The following is a 21,919-nucleotide window of genomic DNA, read 5'->3' as shown; positions in this document are numbered from 1 at the left end:
GGGGGTGGTCGGGCCGCTGGGCCGCGGCGCCTATCTGTGGTCGGCCCCGGAGCCCGCGTGGGGGCGGGGCGCCCCCCGCCCGCGGGGGGCGGGCTGGGCGGGCGCCCACGATCAGAAGAATTTCGTTTTCACGCATGCTGTCCCCAAAGAATTTCGGCCATCCACATCTAAACAAATCGCATATAGACCGTCTCGTCGGTCTAATAATAGAACCTCAGCGGAATATTGACAAGCTGTGCCCGCGTCTCCTCGGAGGACTCGCGGCCAGCGCTGCCATTGCATCCACACATCACAGGACCAAGCCATGACACGGGTACGCGCAGACGACTACGACGACAAACGACAGTCGATCCTGGACCAGGCCGCGGCGCTGTTCGCCCGCAAGGGTTTCGAGGGATCCACCATGATCGAGGTCGCGCAAGCCTGCGGCGCCTCGAAATCGCACCTTTACCACTACTTCGCCCGCAAGGAAGACCTGCTCTTCGAGATCGTGCGCGTGCACATCACGGCGCAGCTCGACGAGCTCGAGACCGTTGTGACCCAGGCGCTACCGGCCGAAGAGCGCTTCAACCGGTATGTCGAGACCTTCGTTGCGCGAGGGGCCAACTCGCGCAACGAACACCTGGTGTTGATGAACGACATCAAGTTCCTGCCCGATGCGCAACGGCGTGAAGTGCGCAAACTCGAAAACCGCATCGTGGACCTGCTCGTGAGCGTGTTGCACGAAATCAACCCCGAGTTGATGCCCCCGCGCTCGCCACGCGGTCCCTACGCGATGCTGCTGTTCGGCATGATCATCTGGACCTTCACCTGGTACGAGAAGAGCGGCGCGATACCGCCGCGCGAACTGGCCGCGCGCATCTCGCAGTTGTTCGTCTACGGGTTCAAGGGGCAGCGCTTCGTGCCGCCCGCCCCGCCCAAGCGCTGAGTGGTGGGATCAACCGCCCTCTTCGTCGCCCTCGCCAACCCACACCACACAGTCGCTGGCCGGAGCACGCGCGGTGCGAAAGCCGTTCGCCGGATGCGATGCGTCGGCCGTTCCGAATGAAATGCCGCACACGATGCGGCGCTCTTGCGGAATTTCGAGGTGTGCACGAAGCACGGCAGGATGCGCAGCCACTGCCGCCTGCGGAATCGCCGCGACGCCCAGGGCCTGCGCGGCCGTCAGAAAGTTGGCGACGTACGCGCCGCAGTCGATCGCACCATAGGTGCCGAGCGCTTCGTCCGCCGTCACGATGGCCAGATGCGGCGCCCCGAACAACCTGAAGTTCTCGCTCGCCTGCCGCGCCGAAGCGACCCGGTCGCCCTCTGCGATGCCGACCGCCGCATAAAGACCCATGGCGCACTCGCGCCGACGCTCGCGGTAGATCCCGTTGTACGCACGCGGCCACGACAGGTCGGGTGCAGGCACGTCGGACGCGGCGGCCAGCAGCGCCGTGCGCAGCCGCTCCAGGCGAGGACCACTGGCGATGTAGACCTGCCACGGCTGCGCGTTGCACCATGAGGCGGTGCGCTGGGCCGCATCGAGCACGCGCTCGATCTGCTCACGGGCGAGTGGCGCCGGCAGGAAGGCACGGCAGCTGTAGCGTTCGCTCAGCAGCGAACGCAGCGTGTTGAATGCAAGCGAGGCTTCAGCCATGCGCGAACCTCTCGTGCACACGCAGTGCAAGCTTCTTTTCCATGATGTTCTTCATTGGGTTGGGCACACATGCGAGGACGTCGGAAATCACCCGCCGACCACGCCCCTGTCATGCAGACGACCGAACTCGGCGCTGTCCACGCCAAGCACCGAACACAGCACCTGCTCCGTGTCCGCCCCCAACCGCGGCGCCGGCTGCACTGCACGCCGCGGCACGGCAGAGAAATCGAGCGGCAACCCCGGCGCGATCAGGGCGCCCACGCCGTGCTGTGCGATCTCGCCGAACATCGGGTTGGCAAATGAACAGGATTCGTCCCCGCTCACGAGTTGGGTCACGGTTTGATACTTGCCCCAGCAGACGCCGTGGCGATCGAGTTGTGCGGCCACGTCCGCGAACGGCCTGGCGCCCATCCAGCGTGCGACCACGGCAGCGATCTCTTCGCGCGCGAGAAAACGGTTGCCCTCGCGCGCAAGATCGAGCCCGGTGCGCTGCGCGATCGCGGCGACCTCGTCCCCCATCGCTAGCGCATCGCAGAGCGAACGCCATTGCTTTCCTGTGAGGCCGACCACCATCACACGCACGCCGTCCGAGGTCGGGAAGTCGTGGCCAAACGCACCGAACAGATGGTTGCCGTGGCGACCTCGTTCCTGCCCCAGTTGCGCCTCCGCCAGAAAACCCAGGCTGCCCACGGCAGCGAGCGCCACGTCTTCGAGCGCCAATTTCACATGTTGGCCCACTCCCCGGCGCCGCCGATGCCGCTCCGCCGCCAGCAACCCTGCCGCCGCCATCTGGCCGGTGACGAGGTCCCAAGCCGGCAGCACATGGTTGACGGCCGTTTCGGCCCCGCCGCTGCCAGTGAGATATGGCAGGCCCATGCGGGGGTTGATCGTGTAGTCCACGGCCGAGCCGCCATGGCGGTCGCCCTGCACCGTCAGTTGGATCAGGTCGCTGCGCCGCTCGCGAAGGCTCTCGTGGTCCAGCCAGCCGCGCGGCGGGAAGTTGGTGAGCAGCATGCCCGCATCCTCGCCGGGTGCCGCGATGAGTGCCATCGCGAACTCCCGGCCCTCGGGCGAGCCGAGGTCGAGGGTGACGGATTTCTTGCCCTTGTTGAGCCCGGCCCAGAACAAGCTGGTGCCGTCCTGGGTGACCGGCCAGCGCCGGTAGTCCAGGCCGCCACCCAGTGCATCGATGCGGATCACCTCCGCGCCCATCTGGGCCAGCGTCATGCCGCCGAGCGGCGCCGCCACGAAGGCGGCGGCCTCGACCACGCGCATGCCCTCCAGCAGGTTGGCGTTGTCCATCGCGCCGCTCCTCAATGCGTGGAGGCAACCGCTCGGGCGGGTGTGGCGTCGGCCAGCACCTGCTCGAGCAGGCTGCGTGCAATGACCTTGAGCGCCAGCGTCTCCTCCGCGCCCTCGAAGATCGACAGCACGCGCGCGTCGACGAAGTAGCGGCTCACGGGGCTCTCTTCCGCATAGCCATTGCCGCCATGCAATTGCAGCGCCTCGCGGGTCACCCATTCGGCCGAGCGACAAGCCAGCAGCTTGACCAGGCTGGCCTCCATGCGGCCGCCGCCTTCGTCGAGCGTTCGCGCGACTGCGTAGGCCAACCGCTGGCACGCGGCGTAGCGCGCACCCATGCGCGCCAGCTTGGCGAGCGTCAGCGGACAGTCGAGCAACGGCGCGCCGAAGACCTTGCGATCCTCGGTGTAGCGCAAGGCCGCGCGGATGGCGGCGCGCATGACGCCCGAAGCCCGCCCCGCGGTCTGCATGCGCCCGCCCATCATGCCGGCCATCGTGAAATAGAAACCCTTGCCCAGACCCGCCGCGCCGCCGATCACATGGCTGTCGGGCACGAACAAGTTGTCGAACGACAGCTCGAACGAATGCATCCCGCGATAGCCGATGGTCGCGATGGCCTTGCCGGTCAGTCCCCCACCACCTTGCCCTTCACTCTGGCGATAGGCGAATGCATGGCCGTCGTCCGACGGCTTTTCCACCAGCATCAGACTCAGCCCGCGATGGCCGGCCGAGCGATCGGGGTCGGTGCGCACCACCACCATCAGCAGCCCCGCCTTGCCGGCGAAAGTGCACCAGGTCTTGGCACCGTCCAGGCGCCACCCGCCTTCGACACGCGTGCCGCGCAGCATCAGGCTGGCGACGTCCGAACCGTAGTCCGGCTCGGTGATCGCAATCGCGCACAGCGGATCGCCCGCGGCGATGCGCGGCAGCCAATGGGATTTCTGTTCTTCGGTGCCGCCGGCCATCAGCGCGCGGCTCAAAATCTCGGGCCGCGTGATCAGGCTGCCGGCGCCCGCCAGCGAGGCTTCGGACAAGGCCTCGGTGACCAGCACCATCAGCAGGGTGTCGTCGCGGTCGTTCGGCGCGTGGCCGCCGAAGCGCTCGGGCACCGACAGGCCAAACACACCCATCTCCCGCAGTGGCTGTAGCAGGCTCTCGGGCACCGTGAGGTCGTGGCGGTGCAGTGCTTCCGCCTGCGGCGCCACCACATCGGCGGCAAAGCGGCGGAAGGCGTCCTGCGCCATCGCATGCGCCTCGTCGAGCACCACGCCCCCAACCTCGCCGTCGGCATCGGCCAACGCCCGGCCCGTCGCCTGCAGCGCGGCCGCACTGCCGGCCGAACGGCGCAAGGCCGCCCACGCGGCATCCGATGCAAAGGCCTGGACCGGCGAGATGTCGAGTCCGAGCTCGAGAAAGAGCATTTCCGTGCGCGCCAGCACCGAACCGATGGCATCGACGCCGAAGACCAGCGCCAGGCCGGTTTCAAGCGCATTCGCACTGCTGCCGACGCCCTGGATGGCCGTTTCTGCCGCGAGCAAGTCAGCACTGGCCCAGGCCAGTTCGTAGCTGGCGACCTGCTGCGCATCGAAGCGACGCGCGCTGAAGACGCCGTCTTCGGCGCAGGATTGCGCCAGCGCCTGCGTGGCCTGCTCGAAGAGCGGGCGCAAGCGCGCCAGCAGCGACGCGCAGGCCTGGATGTCTTGGTTGGCGGCCATGGCGTAGCGCCTCAAGCCGCGGCCAGCGCATCGAGCGCCAGCTTGGCAACGGAACGGCCCGTGTCCGCGCAGGCCTGCGTGCCGCCATCGCCGTAGGGCTTGACCGCATCGCCCACATGCCAGAAGTTCGGCAGCGGCGTGGTCTGCGGCAGGTCGTAGCCGCCGCAGGAACGCTGGGCTGGCCAGCCGTCGCGCATCACGCGCACCGACAGCATCTTCGCGTTCGCGAAGCCGGGGAAAAGATCGCGCAGGTCCTGCATCGAGGCCTCGACCTCGGCGTCGTTGTCGAAGTCGCCAAGCGCCGGGTGCGGCACGGCATAGGCCACGTACTGGTGCCAGCCCGCGGGCGCCAGCTCGGGGCAGGTGGCGGTCAGCTCGCCGATGTTGCACAGGCGGCGCGTGCGGCCGAAGGTGACCAGGCCCGGCGCATCGTAGAGGCGCTCACGCGTCGCGAAGTTGATGACGATGTTGGCGGCCGGCTTCGGCCCGGTGGTCGCCAACGCGATGTACTCGCCGCCGAAGGCTTGCGCGCCCGGCAGCAGAGCCGTGGCATGCGGCCCGATGTTGCTGATCACGGCGCGCGCATTGACGCGCAGCGTCACGCCATCCTTGACTAGGTCGACGCCCGTCGCTCGGCCGTTCTCGATGTTCAGTGCCGCCACCGGCGCATCGAGCCAGACCTCGCCGCCACGGCGGCGGATCGCATCGGTCAGGTCGTTCCACAGCCCGACCGTGCCGCGCGGGCAGAAGCCGAAGCGCTTGAACGCGCCCTTCACTGCGAAGTAAGTCAGGAAGGCCCGCGCGGGCAGTTCGTCCGAGTTGGCCGCGAAGATGGCCGCGCACAGGTTGCGGAAGATCGCATGCACCGTCTCGTTCTTGGTGTACTGCGACAACCACTCCTTGGTGGTGAGCTTGGCCTCGGGCAGGTCGCCGCCGCGTGCATCCGCGAACTTGGCACCGATCTTCGCCGCCTGCTTGGTGAACCCGCCCAGCAGCATGCCCCAGCCGCCCTTGGCGACGTTGATGATCTTGCCGTCGATCAGGAAGACGGTCGCGGGGTTGGGCTCGCGCAGGTCGAGCTCGACATCGAGCAAGGCGAAGGTTTCTTCGAAGGTGGACCCCTTCTCGATCGCAATGGCGCCGATGTTGACGGTGAAGCCGTCGATCTGCTCGCTCGAGGCACGGCCGCCCACGCGGCCCAGGCTCTCGGCCACAAGCACTTTCTTGCCCGCGGCCACAAGGCGTGCGGCCACGCTGAGGCCTCCGGCGCCGGCGCCGATCACGACGGCGTCGTAGCTGATGGGGTGAATCACGGTCTCGCTCATGATGATTTTTCTCCTGTGGATGGATTCGTTGGGTAAAGCATGACGGCGGCGCGGCGCGATGCGCGCAGGTGAGCGGTGCCGGCCTGCGGCACAGCGGTCATCGACGTGCGGCCTCGGCTGTGCGCAGGGACAGGCCCAGCGCCACACGCCGTTCGAGCCAGGGGCTGGGCCGGTAGCGCGGATCGCCCGTCACCGCCTGCATGCGTCGCAGGATCGCGAGCACCTGCGCACCGCCAATGCGGTCTCCCCAGGACAGCGGACCTTGCGGATAGCCAAGCCCCAGCTTGACCGCGTCTTCGATGTCGTCCACCGATGCGATGCCGCGCTGTGCGATCTGTGCCGCGATGTTGACGACGGTCGCCAGCACGCGTTGCACGATGAAGCCGGGGCTGTCGTTGATCACCGTGACGCCGACCCCGTCGTGTGCGCACAGCGCGTGCGCGGCGTCGCGCATGGCCGGCGCGGTGGCCGCCGTGAGCATGAGGGTGCGATGGCGCCCGAGGCCGGGCAGCGGGTCGATCGCGACGCAACGTGCAGCATCGAGCCCGAGTGCCACTGCCTCGCCGGTGGCATCGCCGCCCCAGGGCTGGACGATCAGAAGTGCCTCGGGCGTCGGGCGTTCGACCCATCGCGCGCCGGCGGCCTCCACCAGCGCCTTCAATGCGTCGCACTCCGTCGCCTTCGGCGCAACCCAGACCTCAAGGCCGGCCGGCAACGCCGGCACTGGAGGCGTCGGCGGAACCTGTCGCGCATCGCGCTCGTAGGCATACCAGCCCTGCCCTGTCTTGCGACCGAACAACCCGGCCGCCACCCGCGGCGGCACCAGCGACGAAGGACGAAAGCGCGGCTCTTGCTGGAACTGCTCGTAGATCGAACTCATCACCTTGCTCGACACGTCCAGCCCCGTGAGGTCGAGCAGCTCGAAAGGCCCCATGCGAAAGCCGGCCGCCTCGCGCAGCACAAGGTCGATCTGGTCCACGCTGGCCGACTGCTCCTCGAGCAGGCGAAGCCCCTCGGTGTACAGGCCGCGGCCCGCATGGTTCACGAGGAACCCCGGTTGGTCCGCTGCAACCACCGCGCGATGGCCCGCTCCCGCGACCAGGTCGCGCAAGGTGGTCACCACCGCCGGCGCGGTACGCACCGCGGCAATCACCTCGGCCACCTTCATGAGCGGCACCGGATTGAAAAAATGCAGTCCCGCCACCCGCTGCGGATACACGCACGCGGCCGCGATCTCGGCCACGACGAGCGACGAGGTGTTGCTCGCCAGGATCGCCTGGGGCGAAACCACCGCTTCGAGGCTGCGGAACAGCGCGCGCTTGGCCTCAAGGTCTTCCACGATGGCTTCGATCAGGACGTCGCAATCCGCCAGGTCCTGCATCGTCGCCGCGGCATGGATCTGGCCGCGGATGCGCTCGAATTCTTCGGCATCGATGCGGCCCTTCTCGACACCGCGACCGATCATGCCGACGACGAATTCCACCGCCTTGCCTGCGGCACCTTCGAAGCTGTCGAAGCAATGCACCCGGTGCCCAGCCTGGGCGAAGAGCTGGACAATGCCGCGACCCATGGTCCCGGCGCCGATGACGGCGATCTTGAGTTTGTCTGTCATGGTCATTTGCCGGTGAATTCCGGGCGTCGCTTGTCGAGGAAGGCACGCATGCCCTCGGTTTTGTCGGGGGTGTCGAAGAGCAGTAGGAACTCGCGGTTCTCCAGCGCGAGGGCCGCGTCGAGCGGCAGGTCGGGGCCCTGGCGCAGCATGCGGCGCGTAGCGGCGACCGCCTTGGGCGGCATGCGTGCGGCCTTGCGGGCCAACGCGGTTGCGCGCTCCAGTGCCTGGCCCTCTTCGGCCAGTTCAGCCACCAGGCCGAGCTGGAAGGCGCGATCGGCCGTCAGTTGCTCGCCGGTCAGCAAAAGCATCGCGGCCACCGGCCGGCCCACGGCACGCAGCAGGCGCTGGGTGCCGCCGGCGCCGGGCATGATGCCCACCGCCAACTCCGGCTGGCCGAAGCGCGCGGTCGGGTCCGCCACGATGAAGTCGCACATCATGGCCAACTCGCAGCCCGCACCGAGTGCAAAACCGGCGACCGCTGCGATGGTCGGCTTGCCGCACTGCGCCACCGGCGCCCAGTACTGGCCCAGGTCGATGCCGGCCACCTGCTGCGCGCCCTTGTCGACCAGCAGGTTCAGGTCGGCGCCGGCCGCGAACACGGTGCCGCCGGTGATGACGATGGCGCGGATCGCGTCGTCATGGTCCAACGCGATGACCGCCTCGGCAATCGCGCGACGCATGGCAATGTCGAGCGCATTGCGCTTCTCCGGCCTGTTCAGCACGACGATGCCGACGGCGCCGTCGCGCTCGACCCGCACGCCCTCCGGTGCCGGCCCCATGGCAGCGCCCGTCATGCCTTCACTCCCGGCGTCGCGATGAAATCGGCGGGCCGCTTGTTCTTGAAGGCGTCGTAGCCCTCGCGAAATTCGTCGCCGGTCAGGCTCACTGCCTGGTCGTCTTCCTCCCGCTGCAGCTCGAAGTCGAGCGAGGAAGAGACACGCGTGAGCCGGTCCTTCATCCGCGCAAAAGCTCCCATCGGGAGCCGCGCGAGTTCGCTCGCCCTCTCGATGGCGCAGGCCATCACCTGGTCGTCGGCCACCAGCACGTCGGCCAGACCGATGCGCTGCGCTTCCTCGCCGCGCACAGGCACGCCTGCCGTGAGGATGCGGCGGGCTTCACGCACACCGACACGGCGCGGCAGCGTGAGCATCTGCCCCCAGTCCGGCACCAGCCCGAGCTGGAGAAATGGAAACAGGATGCGGGTGCCCGCCCCCACGACGATGTGATCGCCGAGCAGCGCGAGGCCGACAGCCGCGCCGGCGCCGATGCCTTCGACGGCGCTCACCACCGGGATGCGCAAGGCCGCGACCATGCGGCACAGCACTGCGACGTGCTGCATGCGTGCCCGCGCGCCGGCCTCGTCCAGGCCCAGCATGCTCGGCACATCGCCGCCGGCCGAGAACACGCCCGCCGCTCCACCGAATACCAGCGCGCGCACGCTGGCGTCGTCACGGATGCCGGCGATCGCGACGGTGAGCGCCTGCCGCACGTCGTGGTCGATCGCATTGCGCTTGTCGGGCCGGTTGATCAGGAGGCGCGCCACGTGGGGGGCCGGCCGGTCCAGCAAGACCACCGGGTTCGGATTCGCAGGGACAGTCATATGCCTTGGCGTTTCATTCAAGGAAGGGTCGACGCGCCGCTCAGGCGACCTGGCGGCCGCGGCCGGCCCAGTGCGACTCGCGCAGCTTGTTCTTCTGGATCTTTCCTGCGCCGGACAGCGGAAGCTCCGTGCGCACCTCGACGCTGCGCGGGCACTTGTAGCCCGCGATGAGCGTCTTGCAATGGGCAATCAGCTCCGCTTCCGACACGCTCTGGCCCGGCTTGAGCACCACCACCGCATGCACGCTCTCGCCCCACTTCTCGCTCGGGACACCGATCACGGCGCACGCCGCGATGGCCGGGTGCTTGAGGACGGCGTTCTCGACCTCGGCCGAGTAGACGTTCTCGCCGCCGCTGACCACCATGTCCTTCATGCGGTCCACGATGAAGATGAAGCCTTCGTCGTCCATATAGGCGCCGTCGCCGGAGTGCACCCAGCCGTCACGCAGGGTGCTGGCGTCGTCTGCCGGGCGATTCCAGTAGCCCGTCATGGCGGACATGCCGCGTGCGGCGATCTCACCCACTGTGCCGCGTGGCAGTTCCCTGCCGTCCGCGCCGACGATCTTGATCTCGGCCAGCGCCGCAGCACGCCCGGCTGAACGCAGCTTGCCCAGCGCGCGCCCGTCGGCCGTGTGGTAGTACGGCGGCAGATAGCTCACGCAACCCGAGAGCTCGGTCATGCCGTAGCCCTGCATCAGTGCCAGCTGCGGGAAGGCGACGGTCAGGCGGTCGAGCAGCGTTTCGGCAATAGGCGATGCGCCGTACACCATGAATTCCAGGCTGCTCAGGTCGAACTTGCTGAACTCGGGGTGGTCCAGCACCATCTGGATCATGGTCGGCACGAGCAGCGTGTCGGTCACTCGCTCGCTCTGCACCGCCTCCATGAACTGCAGCGCGTTGAAGGTCGGCAGCAGGACGTGCGTACCGCCGGCAATGAACTGCCACCAGACGCCCATGGCGCCGGCGAGGTGAAAGACGGGCGCGGCGTGCAGGTACACCGGGCCCACGGGATAGCCCATGGCCAGCCGGTTCAGGGCCGCACCCATCAGGCTGTCATGGGAGGCCATCACGCCCTTGGGAAAACCCGTGGTGCCGCCGGTATAGAACACCGCTGCCAGGTCGGCGCCGCCTGCGCCCACGTCATCCACGGGTTCGGACTGCGCGATCAACTGCTCGTAGTCGACCATGCCCGCGGGACACGCTTCGTTGCCGAGATAGACGATCCCGCGCAGCGTGCGCGATTCGGCCCGCACCTCGTCCATCAGCGGCAGATGGGCGTCGTCCACGAAGAGCTGCGTGGTCTCGCAGTCGTTGAACGAGAAGGCGAGCTCCTTCGCACTCCAGCGCGTGTTGGCCGGATTGATCGCCGCGCCAAGCCAGAACACCGCCATGAAGACTTCAAGGTAGCGGTCCGAATTGAGCGACAGGATGCCGACCCGGTCGCCCCTCTTGACGCCGAGGCTGCGCAGGCCACCGGCCAGGTGCTGAACGCGGCCGACAAACTCTGCGTAGGTCTGGCGGCGCCCGCAGGCGATCGTTGCGATGCGCTGCGGGTTCTGCTGCAAAGCGCGGTGGATGGATTGGGTGATGCTGACGGTCATGATCTGCACGTGGACGAGGTGGGACGAACGGCGGGCGCTCAGGTGCCTTCGAGGCCGACGATGGAAACCGAACAGACGTTCTGCGAAGGCTGGCCACCGAGGTTGTGCGTGAGGCCCACAGAGGGATTGCTCAGCTGGCGCGGGCCCGCCCTGCCCTGCAGCTGCAGGTACATCTCGTAGAGCATGCGGATGCCGCTGGCGCCGATCGGGTGGCCGAAACACTTGAGGCCGCCATCGATCTGGCACGGGATCTTTCCATCGGCATCGAACATGCCGTCGAGCACGTCCTTCACGCCGCCGCCCACATCGGACAGGCCCAGGTCCTCCATCGTCACCAGCTCGGTGATCGAGAAGCAGTCGTGCACCTCGGTCATGCTGATCTGCTCGCGCGGCCGGGTAATGCCGGCCTCGGCATAGGCGCGCCGCGCCGCGATGCGCGCGGTGTGGACGTAGCTTCCGTCCCATTCGTTGGACTGCAGCTCCCAGCCGTTGGAGGTCACGATCTGCAGCGCCTTGAAGGTCACGAGGTCGCGCTTGCCCAGGCTGCGTGCGATGTCGGGCCGCGTGACGATCACTGCGGCCGCGCCGTCGGACACGCCCGCGCAGTCGAACAGGCCCAGCGGCTCGGCGATGATCGGTGCCTTCAGCACCGTCTCTTCGCTCACGGCCTTCTGGAAGTGCGCCTTCGGGTTCTTCGCGCCGTTGGCATGGCTCTTGACCGAGACATGCGCAATCGCCCGTTTGAGCAGCGCCGCATCGACGCCATGCTTGCTGCGGTAGGCCGAAGCCAGCTGCGCGAAGTTAGCCGGCGCCACCGCATTGGGATACCACTGCGGAATGTAGGTGCCGACCGTGGCCACCGGCAGGCCGCCGTAGCCAGTGTCCTTGAGCTTTTCCACGCCCAACGCGATCGCGATGTCGCACGCGCCGGCGGCCACCGCGTACACCGCGGCGCGGATGGCCTCGGAGCCGCCGGCGCAGAAGTTCTCCACGCGCGTCACGCCGATGTTGGGCAGGCGCAGTGCAATGCCCATCGGTGTGCCACCGCGGCCGGTGCCGACGTCGTCCATGTGGGTCGAGAACCAGGCGGCGTCGAGCTGCTCGGGCGCAATGCCGGCATCGGCCATGGCTTCGTTGTAGGCCTCGACCATGAGGTCTTCGGGGCTCGCGTCCCAGCGCTCGCCGAACTTGCTGCACCCCATCCCGAGGATGGCGACTTTGTCCTTGATACCTGCGGCCATGATTTACTCCGATCCTTTTTCCGTTGCGGCGGCGCGCACCGGGGTGGCTTTCCAGAAATAGCGGGTGTAGCCGCGGCGGTCGTCGACGTCCTTGATGCGGAACGTCATCTCGACCGCGCTGCCGGCGTCGATCTCGCCGTCGCCGGTGTCGGTGAATTCCATCAGCACGCGACCACCGCCTTCGAAGTCGACCTGCCCGTAGCGGTGCGGCGGCGAGCGGTGGAACGACAGGAACTCGGCCGACCAGCTCAGCACGGAACCGCGGCGCTCGGCCAACTTGTAGGGCTTCTGCGTGTCCTGCAGCGGCTTGCCCTGGTCGTACGAGATGCGCGACGGTGGGAAGTGCACGCTGCCGGTCACCTCGCAGCGCCCGGCGACCAGGCCCAGGATCGCGCTGCGATGGCGGTAGGCAGTGGACAGTGCGGTCTTGCGGTCTTGTTCGCCACGCATGCCGCGCTCCAGGTCCAGCTGGTCCTTGAAGGACAGGAAGCGCGTGTACGCCGTTTCTTCGACGCCGCGGCGGATCCATTCGCTCACGCCCTTGGCCGGGCGGAAGTTGCGGACCTCGTCGGTGACACGGAACACCATCGCCTGCGCCCCGCTGCCGAACTGGGCCAGCAGAATGTGCTGGCCGGGCACGGCGCGCTCGAGCACGTGGGCCAGCAGCAGCATGCCGTGCGGCAGGCCGGTGTCGCCCACGCGCGAGGCCAGCGAATCGACCACCGCCTCGGCGCGCACGCCACAGCCCTTGGCCAGTTGTTGGTCCATCTTCTGGAAGGTGGTCGGGAAGATGAAGTGGTCGATCTGCGAAGCTTCGACCTTCGCCTCGGCCAGCGCGGCCTTCACGGCCCGCGGCACGAGTTTGGTGATGCCCTCGTCGCGCACCCAGCGCTCTTCCCAGGCGTAGTCGATGTCTTCTCCCGCGGCGCGGAAGTGGTCGACGAAATCGACCGTGACCGTGCCCGCGCCCAGGTACTCGGCCAGCACCTTGTCGCGGCCGATCTGAAGCGCGGCAGCGCCGTCGCCGAAGTCAAGTTCCTGCGAACTGGCCGCACGCGTCTTGCGGTTGTCGGATGCCAGCACCAGTACATCGCCGCCGCCGCTGCGCACCTGCGCCACGGCCTGCGCGAGCGCCGACAGGCCGGCGCGCTGCGAGCCGGTGACATCAGCCGCCTGCACGTCGTCGCGCAGCGTGAGTGCTTCGCACACCACACCGGCATTCAGCCGTTCGGCAAAGGGCAGCGTGCCCGATGCCAGCAGCACGCTGGCGATGCGCGAGCGATCATCCGCCGCGCCGAGGCAGTCGCGCGCTGCGGCCACCGCCATCGTGATGCTGTCTTCGTCCCAGTTGGCAAAGGCGCGAGTGCCCTTGGCAGCGTTGACGAACTGGGGGGCGTACCAGGCGTTGGCCTCGGCCGCCGCGCGGCGGACAAGCCGCAGGCGGGGCACATAGCCGCCGTATCCGACGATTCCGAACATGGTCAGGACTTTCTCGTGAAGGAAGGGGTTAAAAAAAGGCTTCGAACGAAGGCGCCGATGGCGCGCCGGGCGTCGCGCGCCTCGGGCAGGTCATCAGGGAATTGCTGGAAGACGTGGATCATTCGGTCCCACACCTCCAGACGCACATCGACGCCGGCCGCCTTCGCCTTCGCGGCGAAGTCGACCGAGTCGCTGCGCACCGTCTCGCGATCGCCGACCTGGATCAGCAGCGGCGGCAAGCCGTGCAGTTCGGCGAACAGCGGCGACACCCACGGATGTCGGGGATCGCCCTCGGCGCCGAGGGCGTTGCGCGCCATGGCGAGGATCATTGGACGCTGGTGGATCGGGTCGCTCTGGGCGCGCGAGACATAGCTCTCACCCGAGGCCGTCATATCGGTCCAGGCAGACATCAGCACGGCACCCACAGGCAGTGCGCGGCCTGCGTCGCGCAGCTTGATCAAGGCAGCCAGCACGAGGCTGCCGCCCGCAGAGTCGCCCGCGAACACGATGTCGGCGGGCTGCGTGCCCTGTGCGATCAGCCAGTCGTAGGCGGCGCAGGCGTCGTCGAGCGCCGCCGGATGGCGGTGCTCGGGCGCGAGCCGGTAGTCCAGGCCCAGCACGCGGCAGCCCGCGGCCTCGGAAATACCCGCCATCAGCTCGCGGTGCGAATGCACCGAGCCGACCTGGAAGCCGCCGCCATGAAAGTAGAGCACCACGCGCTGTGAATTCGCCTCTGGTGCGGCGATCCACTCGGCGTTCAGGCCGCCGATGGTCACCGGCTGCACCGCGACCTCCACGGGCTGGCCGCCGAAGAGCCTGTCCCAATCGGCGCGCATCTGCGCCACCGTGGTGTTGCGGCCCCAGCTTCGGTAGACCGACAGCACGCGGCGGATGACGCCGTCGAGCTGTTCGTCGGAAGCGGTGACCTTGCGCTCGCTCATTGGCCGCACCCCATGCCACCCGAAACCCCCAGGGTCTCGCCGGTGATGAACGCCGCCGCATCGGACGCCAGGAAGGCGACCGCCGCGGCCACCTCTTCGGGCGTGCCCAGCCGGCCGGCCAGCGTGGCGCCCTTCATGGCGTCCAGCAGCTTGTCGCCGCCAGCGGCCACGGCTTCGCGCAACAGCGGCGTGTCGATCGGCCCCGGCGCGATCACGTTGGCCGTGATGCCCTTGCGGCCGTTTTCGCGCGCGATGGAACGCGTGAAGGCGATCACGCCGCCTTTGGCGGCGGCATACACCGCCGCACCGCGCGAACCCATGCGGCCGGCCTCGGAGGCGATATTGATGATGCGGCCGAAGCCCGCCGCCTGCATTGCGGGCAAGGCCGCGTGCGTGGTGGCGAACACCGATTCGAGATTGACCGCCAGCAGGCGGCGCCAGTCGGCGATCTGGGTCTGCGTGAAATAGGCATGTTGGTCGATGCCTGCGTTGTTCACCAGGATCTGGTGCGGCCCGGTCTCCAGCACCGTGCGCTGCGCGCGCTCGAGGTCGGCCACGTCGAGTTCCACCGCGGTGGCACCGATCTCCGCGGCCAGCGCCCGCGCGCTCGCGATGTCGAGGTCCGCGATGGTCACGCGCGCGCCATCGGCCGCCAGCCGACGTGCGATGGCGGCGCCGATGCCCTTGGCACCGCCGGTGAGGAACACGCTGTGCATCGCGCTCATTGCCCGGTGAAGCGCGGCGCGCGCTTCTCGATCACTGCGGCCAGACCTTCTAGCGCATCCTTCATGCCGGCCAGTTGGGCCTGGGTGCGGTTCTCTTCGGGCATGGCAGCCTCGGCGCCGAGGCCAATCCCGTTCCACAGCAGCCGTTTGGTGGCCGCCAGTGCCGCCGGGGCACCGGCCGCCAGTTGGCGCGCCAACGACAGCGCTTCGTCGGCCAGTGCTTCGTCGGGCACCACTCGCGAGATCAGCCCCATGCGCAACGCCTCGGCGGCATCAATCACCGGGTTGAACAGCAGGATGTCCATGGCCTTGCGAAAGCCCACCAACTGCGTGAGCGTCACCGAGACGCCCGCATCGGGCACCATCGCCACGCGCGTCGCGCCGGCCAGAAAGCGGCTCGATTCGCCTGCCACGACCACGTCGGACGAGCACACCAGTCCCATACCACCACCGCCGGCCGCAAAGCCCTGAACCGCACAGACGACGGGCGCGTTGAGGCGCATGAGCAGCGACACCACCAGCTGCAGGTAGGAGGTTGCCATGCGGATGTAATCGGGCAGCTCCTCGCCCTTCGACAGGAAGGTGTGGACATCACCACCGGCGCAGAAGTTCTTCCCTTCGCCCGTGAGCAGCACGGCGCGTACGCGGCCGTCGCCGTGCACCTGCATCAGCACCTCGTGCAGCGCCTTGAGCAGTTCCATGTTGAGGCCATTCGAGGCTTCGGGCCGGTTCAGCCGCACGTGGGCCACGCCGTCGGCATGCAGCTCCAGCCGTGCCGGTCCTTCGGCGACCAGCACCTCGATCGAGGTGCCGTCGCTTCGCTTGTCTCCAGTCATGTTTTTCTCCTGCCTCGCGGCGTGGGGTGTGCGGGCTCGGGTTCAGGGATCTAGATCAGGAAGGCCATCGAATAGAGGGCGCGCTCGTTGTTGGTCAGCACCACCTTCTTTCCAGCCATGCGCAACACGCCGTCTTCGCGACGCAGCCTGTATTCGTTGCGCGAACCCCAGAGCGTGTCGCCGCGCGCATGCGCTTCGAACACGATCGCGTTGGCGGTGACCACCAGATCGGTTCCGTCGTTTTCGAGCACCTCCACGTTGGAGATCACCCGGCGCAGCGGCGAGCGCGGCGACTGGCTGTAGCGCTTGCCGGTATGGAACTGGCGCACCCGCAGCGCGATGCGCGAGCGGTTGTCGTAGATGATGGACATCTCCTGCTCCGGGTCGCCGGTCTCGCCGTTGGCGGGAATCCAGTAAACCCCGTCGTCGGTCCACAAGGCCTCCCAGGCGTCGTACTCGTGGTTGTCCTGGTGGCGCGCTTCGCGGTAGATGAACTGCGACACCTCGTGGTGAAGCAGCAGGTCTTCGACATTTATGTTCACGCCGCCTCCATGAGCGAGCGGTAATGCCGCCAGATGCCGCGCGTGGGCGTCTCGTCCGTGGCATCGCCGATCAGGTAACCGTTTTCGTCCGTGCGCTCGCGGTGCTTGCCGCGGCCCAGATACAACCACTCGGGGCGCTTGGCCTGAACGCCGAGCTGGGTTCGCTCGTACATCTCTGCGTCGTCCGCCAGCAGGAAGCCGGCCGGACCGACCGAGCCCATCGTCTGTTGACGCAGGCGACGGTTCAGGTCGGGCGCGCCCTTGAACTGCAGCGCCGTGACGTGCTGCACCGACTCGTTGAACGCCAGCGGCTGGATCACGAAGATCTGGATCTCCGCAATGAAGAGATTCGGGTAGATCATGATGTGCGGCGTACCGTCGATCATGATCTTGCGGGCCTGCTCCACGCCGTAGGCGGCTTCCATGCGCTGCGTGTACTCGGGCAGGCGGTCAGCTGTGGTGTTGAACCAGCTCATCGGCACATCGCGCTTGCGAAACTCGGGCCGCAGATCGTTCTCGGAATGCCCCTGACCGAAGTAGCGCGACACCGCCGTCGAGTCGCTGCTGTAGAGCGCGCCGATGCCGCTCTTCGCAACTTCGAAGATCGAGGCATGCACGAACGACGGGTGATAGCCGTCGGTCTCGTTCTCGACCAGAAATTTCCAGTTCGACTTGACCTTGTGCTTCAGGAAGCCGGCCGTGACTTCCACCTCGCCCTCGGGCGAGGTCAGGCACAGCGCATCGATGGCCGCCATGGCCGCACCGAGGTGCTCCTCCAACGAAGGCCCCTCTTGCGCCATCGAGCCGAAGACGAAGCCCTTGTAGGAAGCGACGCGCGCCACCTTGCCGAGCCCGAGCTCCGAGCGATCGACGCCCTCGTAGCCCGAGGGAAACGGATAACCGCGCAGCGCACCGTCGTTGGTGAACGTCCAGCCGTGGTACGGGCATGTGAACGAACGCGCTGACCCCTTCTCGGTCATGCACACCCGGTTGCCGCGGTGCGGACAGCGGTTGTGCAAAAGATGAACCCGGCCTTCGCGGTCACGCGTCATGAGGATCGGCTCGGGCCCGATCGACTTCATCACGTAGTCGTTGGGCTGCGGCACTTCGCTCTCATGGCCGACGTAGACCCAGGTGCGAAACCAGATCTTGCGCAGCTCTTCTTCGAAGATCGCCGGGTCGGTGTAGAGCGAGCCGTGCACCTCGTTCTCTCGGACCAGATCGCCCCACGCACGGGGCTCAGGATTGGCGCGCGCGATGGGAATCACCGGGGCACAGATACTCATGTTGTCACCTTCACGAAGAGTGTTTCTGCAAGGCGCAAAAGCATTGCGATGCGCTGTTGTTGGATCGATAATAGTCCGACTGGACGGTCTATGTCAACAACACAGATTGACCAAATTGGCCGTCACAGGACCAGCCCTTGCGGACCCCGATCAACCTCTATGAGATGTAAAGAAAACCATGCTCCAAGTGACATTCATCGAGCACGATGGCACCACGCACCTGGTGCCCGCCCCTCCCGAACGCACGTTGATGCAGATTGCCCTGGACAACGGGGTGCCAGGCATCCTGGGCGACTGCGGGGGGTCTTGCAGTTGCGCCACGTGCCACGCATACGTCGATGCGCGCTGGGCCGACAAGCTGCCCACGCGATCGGAGACGGAGACCTTCATGCTCGAGGGCGTGCCTGAGCCGCGCGAAAGCAGCCGACTGTGCTGCCAGATCAAGATGCAGGTCGCGCTGGACGGCATCGTTGTTCAGTTGCCGGAAGTGCAGGTCTGAGCTGGCGCGGTTCTATCGGTGTGAAATGCTCAATCCCGCGGCTTGGTCGATTGCGCCCCGACGCGCAAGAAATCGTGAATCGACGCCTAAGACAACGCCTGCGTTCCCTGAGCGGATTTTTCTTCCCTGCATCTCTACCAGCGCCGAACCGCTGTCGGGACGCAGTTTGCGTGACCCAAGTGAAGTCAGAGCAAAGTCCCTGCAGGAGTCCCGTGAAGCGATACTTTTCGTTCCGTGTCACGCAGCGCACGGTTTCAGCACCGGCGCGGGGCCGCGCGACTGAGGCAAAACCATCCGTGGGTGGCAGTCATTGCTGACCGGCGATGACTGGCTTGACGGTGCCGCCAAAGGCAGGAATCCGGGAGAACACGTCAGCAATGAAATCCATAAACACGGTTGCTCGCGTCGGCAAAAGTCGATTAGCGACGTAGACGATCTGGACAGGAACGGCCGGCGCGGAGTAGCCCTTCAAGATGAACTTCAGGCGCCCACTCCTCAACCCTTCATCGAAGAGCCATGCCGGGCCGTGGCCGATTCCCAAGCCTGCAATGACCGCCGAGCTGACCGCTTCAGGTGAGTTCACTCTGAGCCTGCCGGAAACGGGCACATCGGTCTCGCGAAAGCGCCAAGTAGCACCCGACGACAGCAGCGTGTAGATGACGCAGTCGTGGTCTCGGAGGTCTTCAGGCGTTTGCGGCACGCCGCGCCGCGCCAGGTAGCTTTCACTCGCCACGAACACCCGCTCGTAAGACCCGATGCGTCGGGCGCGCAGCGCACTGTCCTCCAGTTGTCCGATGCGAATCGCCAGCTCCGTCCCCTCATCGACGAGGTTGACATAGCGGTCACTGATTTGCAGGTCCAGGGTCAACTTCGGATAGCGCTCAAGAAAAGCCGGGATGTGCGGCAACACGAAAGCATGGCCCAGCGCGGTGGGGCAGGCTACCCGCAAGAGCCCTGACGGATCGACGTTGCTCCTGAAAGACGACTCGGACTCGTCCACAGCATCAAGAATCCGCCGGACGTCCGCGTAGTAGCGCTCCCCCTCAGGCGTGAGGGCGAGCTTCCGTGTGGATCGGTGCAGGAGCCGGGTCTGGAGGTGCTCCTCCAACGCTGCGACGTAGCGGCTCACGTTCGGCTGCCCCAGGCTCAGGTCACGAGCTGCGGCCGTGAAGCTCCCCGTCTCCACGGCACGCGCGAAGCAGGTCATCAGCAGGAATCGGTCCAAGTGCCCCTCCAATTCATGCCTGGAATGCATGGGTGGTATTCAATCAGGCCATCTTATATAAATAGAGGCATGGATGCACATTCTCCTCATCGGCCACGGTGGGTGGCCGTCTACAGGAGAAAGTCATGTCACGCTTGCAAGGCAAACGCACCCTCATCACTGGCGGCACCAGCGGCATTGGCCTGGAAACTGCCAAGCAGTTTCTGGCCGAAGGCGCCCGCGTCATCGTCACCGGCGTCAACCCGGATTCCATCGCCAAGGCCCAGGCCGAATTCGGACCTGAGGTGCTGGTTCTGCGCGCCGACTCGGCCAGCGTGGCAACGCAGAAGGACCTGGCACAAGCCGTCAAGAACCACTACGGCCAGTTGGACGTGGCCTTCCTCAACGCGGGCATCTCCGTCTGGCTGCCGCTCGAAGACTGGACGGAAGAGATGTTCGACCGTTCATTCGATGTCAACGTCAAGGGCCCGTACTTCCTGATCCAATCGCTGCTGCCGGTGTTCGCACCTTCCGCATCGGTCGTCCTGAACACGTCCGTCAGCGCGCATGTGGGCGCAGACCGCTCCTCCGTTTACGCGGCCACCAAGGCAGCGGTCCTGAGCATGTCGAAGACGCTGTCGACCGAGCTGCTCGGGCGCGGGGTTCGCATCAACGCGGTCAGCCCGGGGCCTATCGACACGCCGCTGTACGACAAGCTGGGCATCCCCGAGGCCTACCGCGAACAACTGAACAAGGACATCGCTGCCACCATCCCGCTGGGCCGCTTCGGCACGCCTGAAGAGGTAGCCAAGGCCGTGCTGTACCTGGCCTCCGATGAATCCCGCTGGTCGATTGGCACGGAAATCGTGGTCGACGGCGGTCGCCTGCTCAATCGCTGAGCGCACAAGGTTCTGCGCGCCGAAGGCGCCTTGCGACTGGGACGAGTCGAAGGCACCTTCCTGATCCCTGCCAACACAGATGCCCATCAAGATGCTTACACTGATCAGCCACCCGCTCTGCCCGTTCGTGCAGCGCGCCGCGATCGTCCTTCTGGAGAAGGGCGTCGCCTTCGAACGCGTTAACGTCGACCTGTCGGCCAAGCCCGATTGGTTCCTCGCGCTGTCGCCCACTGGCAAGGTGCCCGTGCTCAAGGTTCCCCAGGCCCATGCCGAGGACGCGGCGCTTTTTGAAAGCGTGGCGATCTGCGAGTACCTCAACGAGACGCAGGGCGGCTCGCCGATGTACCCCCACGACGCGCTGACACGCGCCCGACACCGCGCCTGGATCGAGTTCGCCACCCAGACTTTCTCTGAAGGCTGGCAGTTCCTTCATGCGCGTGACTCGCAGGTTGCGGATGCGAAGCGCGCCAGCTTCCGTGAGCGCCTGGCCAAGTTGGAGTCGGAAGTCACCGCAGGCCCGTATTTCGCTGGCGCGGCGTTCGGCATGGTCGATGCAGTCTATGCACCGCTCTTTCGCTACTTCGAGCTGATCGACCCGTCAGCGACGCAGCAAATCTTCGATGGCCTGCCGCGCGTTTCGGCCTGGCGAGAGGCATTGGCAGTGCGAGCCAGCGTGAGGAATGCCGTTGCCGAGGACTACGCCTCCCGCTTCCAGGCGTATCTCCACCAGCAAGGTGCCCTGCTGGCAGCGGCCTGATACCTATTTCATGCAACCCAATCGAATCTCCAAGGAATCAGCATCACGAGCCGCCGGGCGTCCAACAGCGCGCTGATCCGCGAGAGAACTGGCGACAGAGTGCAGTCGCGCGGTCATTTAATGCCTGCTTCCCGGCGACAGCAACCTCTGCTTAGCGGGTGCTCATGACGACGCCGATACTGGCTAGCAGCAGATCGCATTCGGCCAGCCATGCAGGCAGCCAAGTAGCGATAACGCGCACTTGTCGACACTCAGGTTGCGCAGAGGATGAAGAACGTGCGGCAAAGCCGTCATCCTCGAGCGTCCGCCGCTGGCCGACTGTAGCCTGTTGCGGTCATCTGAGCTTCGGGCCTATTGCTGTCTTTCGACGGCTTGGGAAGCGGACCTTAGAACTCACCATCTTGGGCTCTTGAGCGGCGGCGGTATGCGGCTCAAGGTTCCGGCCTAAAAGCTTCGATTCGCTTGCCGCCACGTAATCGCGACCTTGCCACATTGTGGAGCCTACGCGCCGTACGCCGCCATGAAGACCCGTACGGCCTCGCGCAGAAGGGCCCTGTTTTCCCGGGAATCCGGCATCTCGAGCTTCAACAGTCCGCGGATGTGCCCGGAGCCCAGGAACATCGACAGGAAAAGGTCCGCCGCCTGAAGCGGGTTCCGCACCTTCAGCGTGCCCGCCGAGTTGGCACGGCGCAGGTATGCAGCCAGCGCGTCGTTCAC

Annotated in this window: 21 protein-coding genes; 4 read left to right on the top strand and 17 right to left on the bottom strand. The window is 66.6% G+C overall.

All coding sequences use genetic code 11. The features are described from left to right. Positions 1-304: 304 nt before the first annotated feature. Positions 305-928 (top strand): TetR/AcrR family transcriptional regulator, encoded by a 624-nt coding sequence (locus tag ACCC97_RS26925; RefSeq protein ID WP_413336020.1) that lies wholly within the window; start codon positions 305-307, stop codon positions 926-928. A 9-nt stretch (positions 929-937) separates the two neighbouring features. Here ACCC97_RS26925 and ACCC97_RS26920 read toward each other — a convergent pair whose 3' ends face one another. From ACCC97_RS26920 to ACCC97_RS26850, 15 genes are all read right to left on the bottom strand, one after another. Further along, the gene (locus ACCC97_RS26920; RefSeq protein WP_413336018.1) at positions 938-1,639 is read right to left on the bottom strand and encodes a nitroreductase; all 702 of its coding nucleotides are present in this window, start codon (positions 1,637-1,639) and stop codon (positions 938-940) included. 87 nt (positions 1,640-1,726) lie between these two features. Then, on the bottom strand, positions 1,727-2,941 hold the full coding sequence (locus ACCC97_RS26915) for a CoA transferase (protein ID WP_413336016.1): 1,215 nt from the start codon (positions 2,939-2,941) through the stop codon (positions 1,727-1,729). 11 nt (positions 2,942-2,952) lie between these two features. Further along, a complete protein-coding gene (locus tag ACCC97_RS26910) occupies positions 2,953-4,656 on the bottom strand; it encodes an acyl-CoA dehydrogenase family protein (protein ID WP_413336014.1) in 1,704 nt (567 codons plus the stop codon). Between the two features lie 11 nt (positions 4,657-4,667). Next, positions 4,668-5,981, bottom strand: a complete 1,314-nt coding sequence (locus ACCC97_RS26905) for a phytoene desaturase family protein (protein WP_413336012.1) — start codon at positions 5,979-5,981, stop codon at positions 4,668-4,670. 97 nt (positions 5,982-6,078) lie between these two features. Beyond that, on the bottom strand, positions 6,079-7,593 hold the full coding sequence (locus ACCC97_RS26900) for a 3-hydroxyacyl-CoA dehydrogenase (protein WP_413336010.1): 1,515 nt from the start codon (positions 7,591-7,593) through the stop codon (positions 6,079-6,081). Positions 7,594-7,595: 2 nt separating this feature from the next. Next, positions 7,596-8,387: an enoyl-CoA hydratase-related protein gene (locus ACCC97_RS26895; protein ID WP_413336008.1), complete on the bottom strand. Its 792-nt coding sequence runs from the start codon at positions 8,385-8,387 to the stop codon at positions 7,596-7,598. After that, on the bottom strand, positions 8,384-9,193 hold the full coding sequence (locus ACCC97_RS26890) for an enoyl-CoA hydratase/isomerase family protein (protein WP_413336006.1): 810 nt from the start codon (positions 9,191-9,193) through the stop codon (positions 8,384-8,386). Before ACCC97_RS26890 ends, ACCC97_RS26895 begins: the two co-directional genes overlap by 4 nt. Before the next feature lie 40 nt (positions 9,194-9,233). Then, positions 9,234-10,793 carry an acyl-CoA synthetase gene (locus tag ACCC97_RS26885; protein WP_413336004.1) on the bottom strand — a complete coding sequence of 520 codons (1,560 nt, stop codon included), beginning with the start codon at positions 10,791-10,793 and terminating at the stop codon, positions 9,234-9,236. Positions 10,794-10,831: 38 nt separating this feature from the next. Further along, on the bottom strand, positions 10,832-12,034 hold the full coding sequence (locus tag ACCC97_RS26880) for an acetyl-CoA acetyltransferase (RefSeq protein WP_413336003.1): 1,203 nt from the start codon (positions 12,032-12,034) through the stop codon (positions 10,832-10,834). Positions 12,035-12,037: 3 nt separating this feature from the next. Continuing rightward, a complete protein-coding gene (locus ACCC97_RS26875) occupies positions 12,038-13,513 on the bottom strand; it encodes a hydroxymethylglutaryl-CoA synthase family protein (RefSeq protein WP_413336001.1) in 1,476 nt (491 codons plus the stop codon). A gap of 2 nt (positions 13,514-13,515) precedes the next feature. Then, entirely contained in the window at positions 13,516-14,454 is a 939-nt protein-coding gene (locus ACCC97_RS26870) for an alpha/beta hydrolase (RefSeq protein ID WP_413336000.1), read from the bottom strand. Further along, on the bottom strand, positions 14,451-15,179 hold the full coding sequence (locus tag ACCC97_RS26865) for an SDR family NAD(P)-dependent oxidoreductase (protein ID WP_413335998.1): 729 nt from the start codon (positions 15,177-15,179) through the stop codon (positions 14,451-14,453). Before ACCC97_RS26865 ends, ACCC97_RS26870 begins: the two co-directional genes overlap by 4 nt. Next, positions 15,176-16,015: an enoyl-CoA hydratase/isomerase family protein gene (locus ACCC97_RS26860; RefSeq protein WP_413335996.1), complete on the bottom strand. Its 840-nt coding sequence runs from the start codon at positions 16,013-16,015 to the stop codon at positions 15,176-15,178. Before ACCC97_RS26860 ends, ACCC97_RS26865 begins: the two co-directional genes overlap by 4 nt. A gap of 50 nt (positions 16,016-16,065) precedes the next feature. After that, the gene (locus ACCC97_RS26855) at positions 16,066-16,557 is read right to left on the bottom strand and encodes an aromatic-ring-hydroxylating dioxygenase subunit beta (RefSeq protein ID WP_413335994.1); all 492 of its coding nucleotides are present in this window, start codon (positions 16,555-16,557) and stop codon (positions 16,066-16,068) included. Beyond that, positions 16,554-17,843: an aromatic ring-hydroxylating oxygenase subunit alpha gene (locus ACCC97_RS26850; RefSeq protein ID WP_413335992.1), complete on the bottom strand. Its 1,290-nt coding sequence runs from the start codon at positions 17,841-17,843 to the stop codon at positions 16,554-16,556. The genes ACCC97_RS26855 and ACCC97_RS26850 overlap by 4 nt, the downstream gene beginning before the upstream one ends. Before the next feature lie 178 nt (positions 17,844-18,021). Here ACCC97_RS26850 and ACCC97_RS26845 point away from each other — a divergent pair, with 178 nt between their 5' ends. After that, positions 18,022-18,342 (top strand): 2Fe-2S iron-sulfur cluster-binding protein, encoded by a 321-nt coding sequence (locus tag ACCC97_RS26845; protein ID WP_413335990.1) that lies wholly within the window; start codon positions 18,022-18,024, stop codon positions 18,340-18,342. A gap of 307 nt (positions 18,343-18,649) precedes the next feature. On the opposite strand, the gene ACCC97_RS26840 is transcribed toward ACCC97_RS26845, so the two are convergent. Then, positions 18,650-19,567, bottom strand: a complete 918-nt coding sequence (locus ACCC97_RS26840; protein WP_413335989.1) for a LysR family transcriptional regulator — start codon at positions 19,565-19,567, stop codon at positions 18,650-18,652. 125 nt (positions 19,568-19,692) lie between these two features. On the opposite strand from ACCC97_RS26840, the gene ACCC97_RS26835 reads away from it, so the two are divergent. Continuing rightward, a complete protein-coding gene (locus tag ACCC97_RS26835) occupies positions 19,693-20,445 on the top strand; it encodes an SDR family oxidoreductase (RefSeq protein WP_413335987.1) in 753 nt (250 codons plus the stop codon). Positions 20,446-20,524: 79 nt separating this feature from the next. Further along, the gene (locus ACCC97_RS26830) at positions 20,525-21,202 is read left to right on the top strand and encodes a glutathione S-transferase family protein (protein WP_413335985.1); all 678 of its coding nucleotides are present in this window, start codon (positions 20,525-20,527) and stop codon (positions 21,200-21,202) included. Positions 21,203-21,703: 501 nt separating this feature from the next. Here the strand turns inward: ACCC97_RS26830 and ACCC97_RS26825 are convergent. Further along, positions 21,704-21,919 (bottom strand): TetR/AcrR family transcriptional regulator C-terminal domain-containing protein (locus ACCC97_RS26825; protein ID WP_413333459.1); only part of this gene is annotated, 216 nt, incomplete at its 5' end.

Origin of the sequence: Variovorax sp. Varisp85, assembly GCF_047304045.1 — a bacterium.
Taxonomy (GTDB): Bacteria; Pseudomonadota; Gammaproteobacteria; order Burkholderiales; family Burkholderiaceae_C; genus Variovorax.
Note: the sequence above shows the minus strand (reverse complement) of the source record. Positions and strands in the feature narration are given on the sequence as shown.

Bases quoted from the DNA above. Each gene is read 5' to 3' on its own strand.
- ACCC97_RS26860 (WP_413335996.1), bottom strand. From the start codon at position 16,015: ATGACTGGAGACAAGCGAAGCGACGGCACCTCGATCGAGGTGCTGGTC.
- ACCC97_RS26845 (WP_413335990.1), top strand. From the start codon at position 18,022: ATGCTCCAAGTGACATTCATCGAGCACGATGGCACCACGCACCTGGTG.
- ACCC97_RS26920 (WP_413336018.1), bottom strand. From the start codon at position 1,639: ATGGCTGAAGCCTCGCTTGCATTCAACACGCTGCGTTCGCTGCTGAGC.
- ACCC97_RS26895 (WP_413336008.1), bottom strand. From the start codon at position 8,387: ATGACGGGCGCTGCCATGGGGCCGGCACCGGAGGGCGTGCGGGTCGAG.
- ACCC97_RS26900 (WP_413336010.1), bottom strand. From the start codon at position 7,593: ATGACAGACAAACTCAAGATCGCCGTCATCGGCGCCGGGACCATGGGT.
- ACCC97_RS26925 (WP_413336020.1), top strand. From the start codon at position 305: ATGACACGGGTACGCGCAGACGACTACGACGACAAACGACAGTCGATC.
- ACCC97_RS26915 (WP_413336016.1), bottom strand. From the start codon at position 2,941: ATGGACAACGCCAACCTGCTGGAGGGCATGCGCGTGGTCGAGGCCGCC.
- ACCC97_RS26880 (WP_413336003.1), bottom strand. From the start codon at position 12,034: ATGGCCGCAGGTATCAAGGACAAAGTCGCCATCCTCGGGATGGGGTGC.
- ACCC97_RS26850 (WP_413335992.1), bottom strand. From the start codon at position 17,843: ATGAGTATCTGTGCCCCGGTGATTCCCATCGCGCGCGCCAATCCTGAG.
- ACCC97_RS26905 (WP_413336012.1), bottom strand. From the start codon at position 5,981: ATGAGCGAGACCGTGATTCACCCCATCAGCTACGACGCCGTCGTGATC.
- ACCC97_RS26875 (WP_413336001.1), bottom strand. From the start codon at position 13,513: ATGTTCGGAATCGTCGGATACGGCGGCTATGTGCCCCGCCTGCGGCTT.
- ACCC97_RS26885 (WP_413336004.1), bottom strand. From the start codon at position 10,793: ATGACCGTCAGCATCACCCAATCCATCCACCGCGCTTTGCAGCAGAAC.
- ACCC97_RS26910 (WP_413336014.1), bottom strand. From the start codon at position 4,656: ATGGCCGCCAACCAAGACATCCAGGCCTGCGCGTCGCTGCTGGCGCGC.
- ACCC97_RS26870 (WP_413336000.1), bottom strand. From the start codon at position 14,454: ATGAGCGAGCGCAAGGTCACCGCTTCCGACGAACAGCTCGACGGCGTC.
- ACCC97_RS26830 (WP_413335985.1), top strand. From the start codon at position 20,525: ATGCCCATCAAGATGCTTACACTGATCAGCCACCCGCTCTGCCCGTTC.
- ACCC97_RS26865 (WP_413335998.1), bottom strand. From the start codon at position 15,179: ATGAGCGCGATGCACAGCGTGTTCCTCACCGGCGGTGCCAAGGGCATC.
- ACCC97_RS26835 (WP_413335987.1), top strand. From the start codon at position 19,693: ATGTCACGCTTGCAAGGCAAACGCACCCTCATCACTGGCGGCACCAGC.
- ACCC97_RS26890 (WP_413336006.1), bottom strand. From the start codon at position 9,193: ATGACTGTCCCTGCGAATCCGAACCCGGTGGTCTTGCTGGACCGGCCG.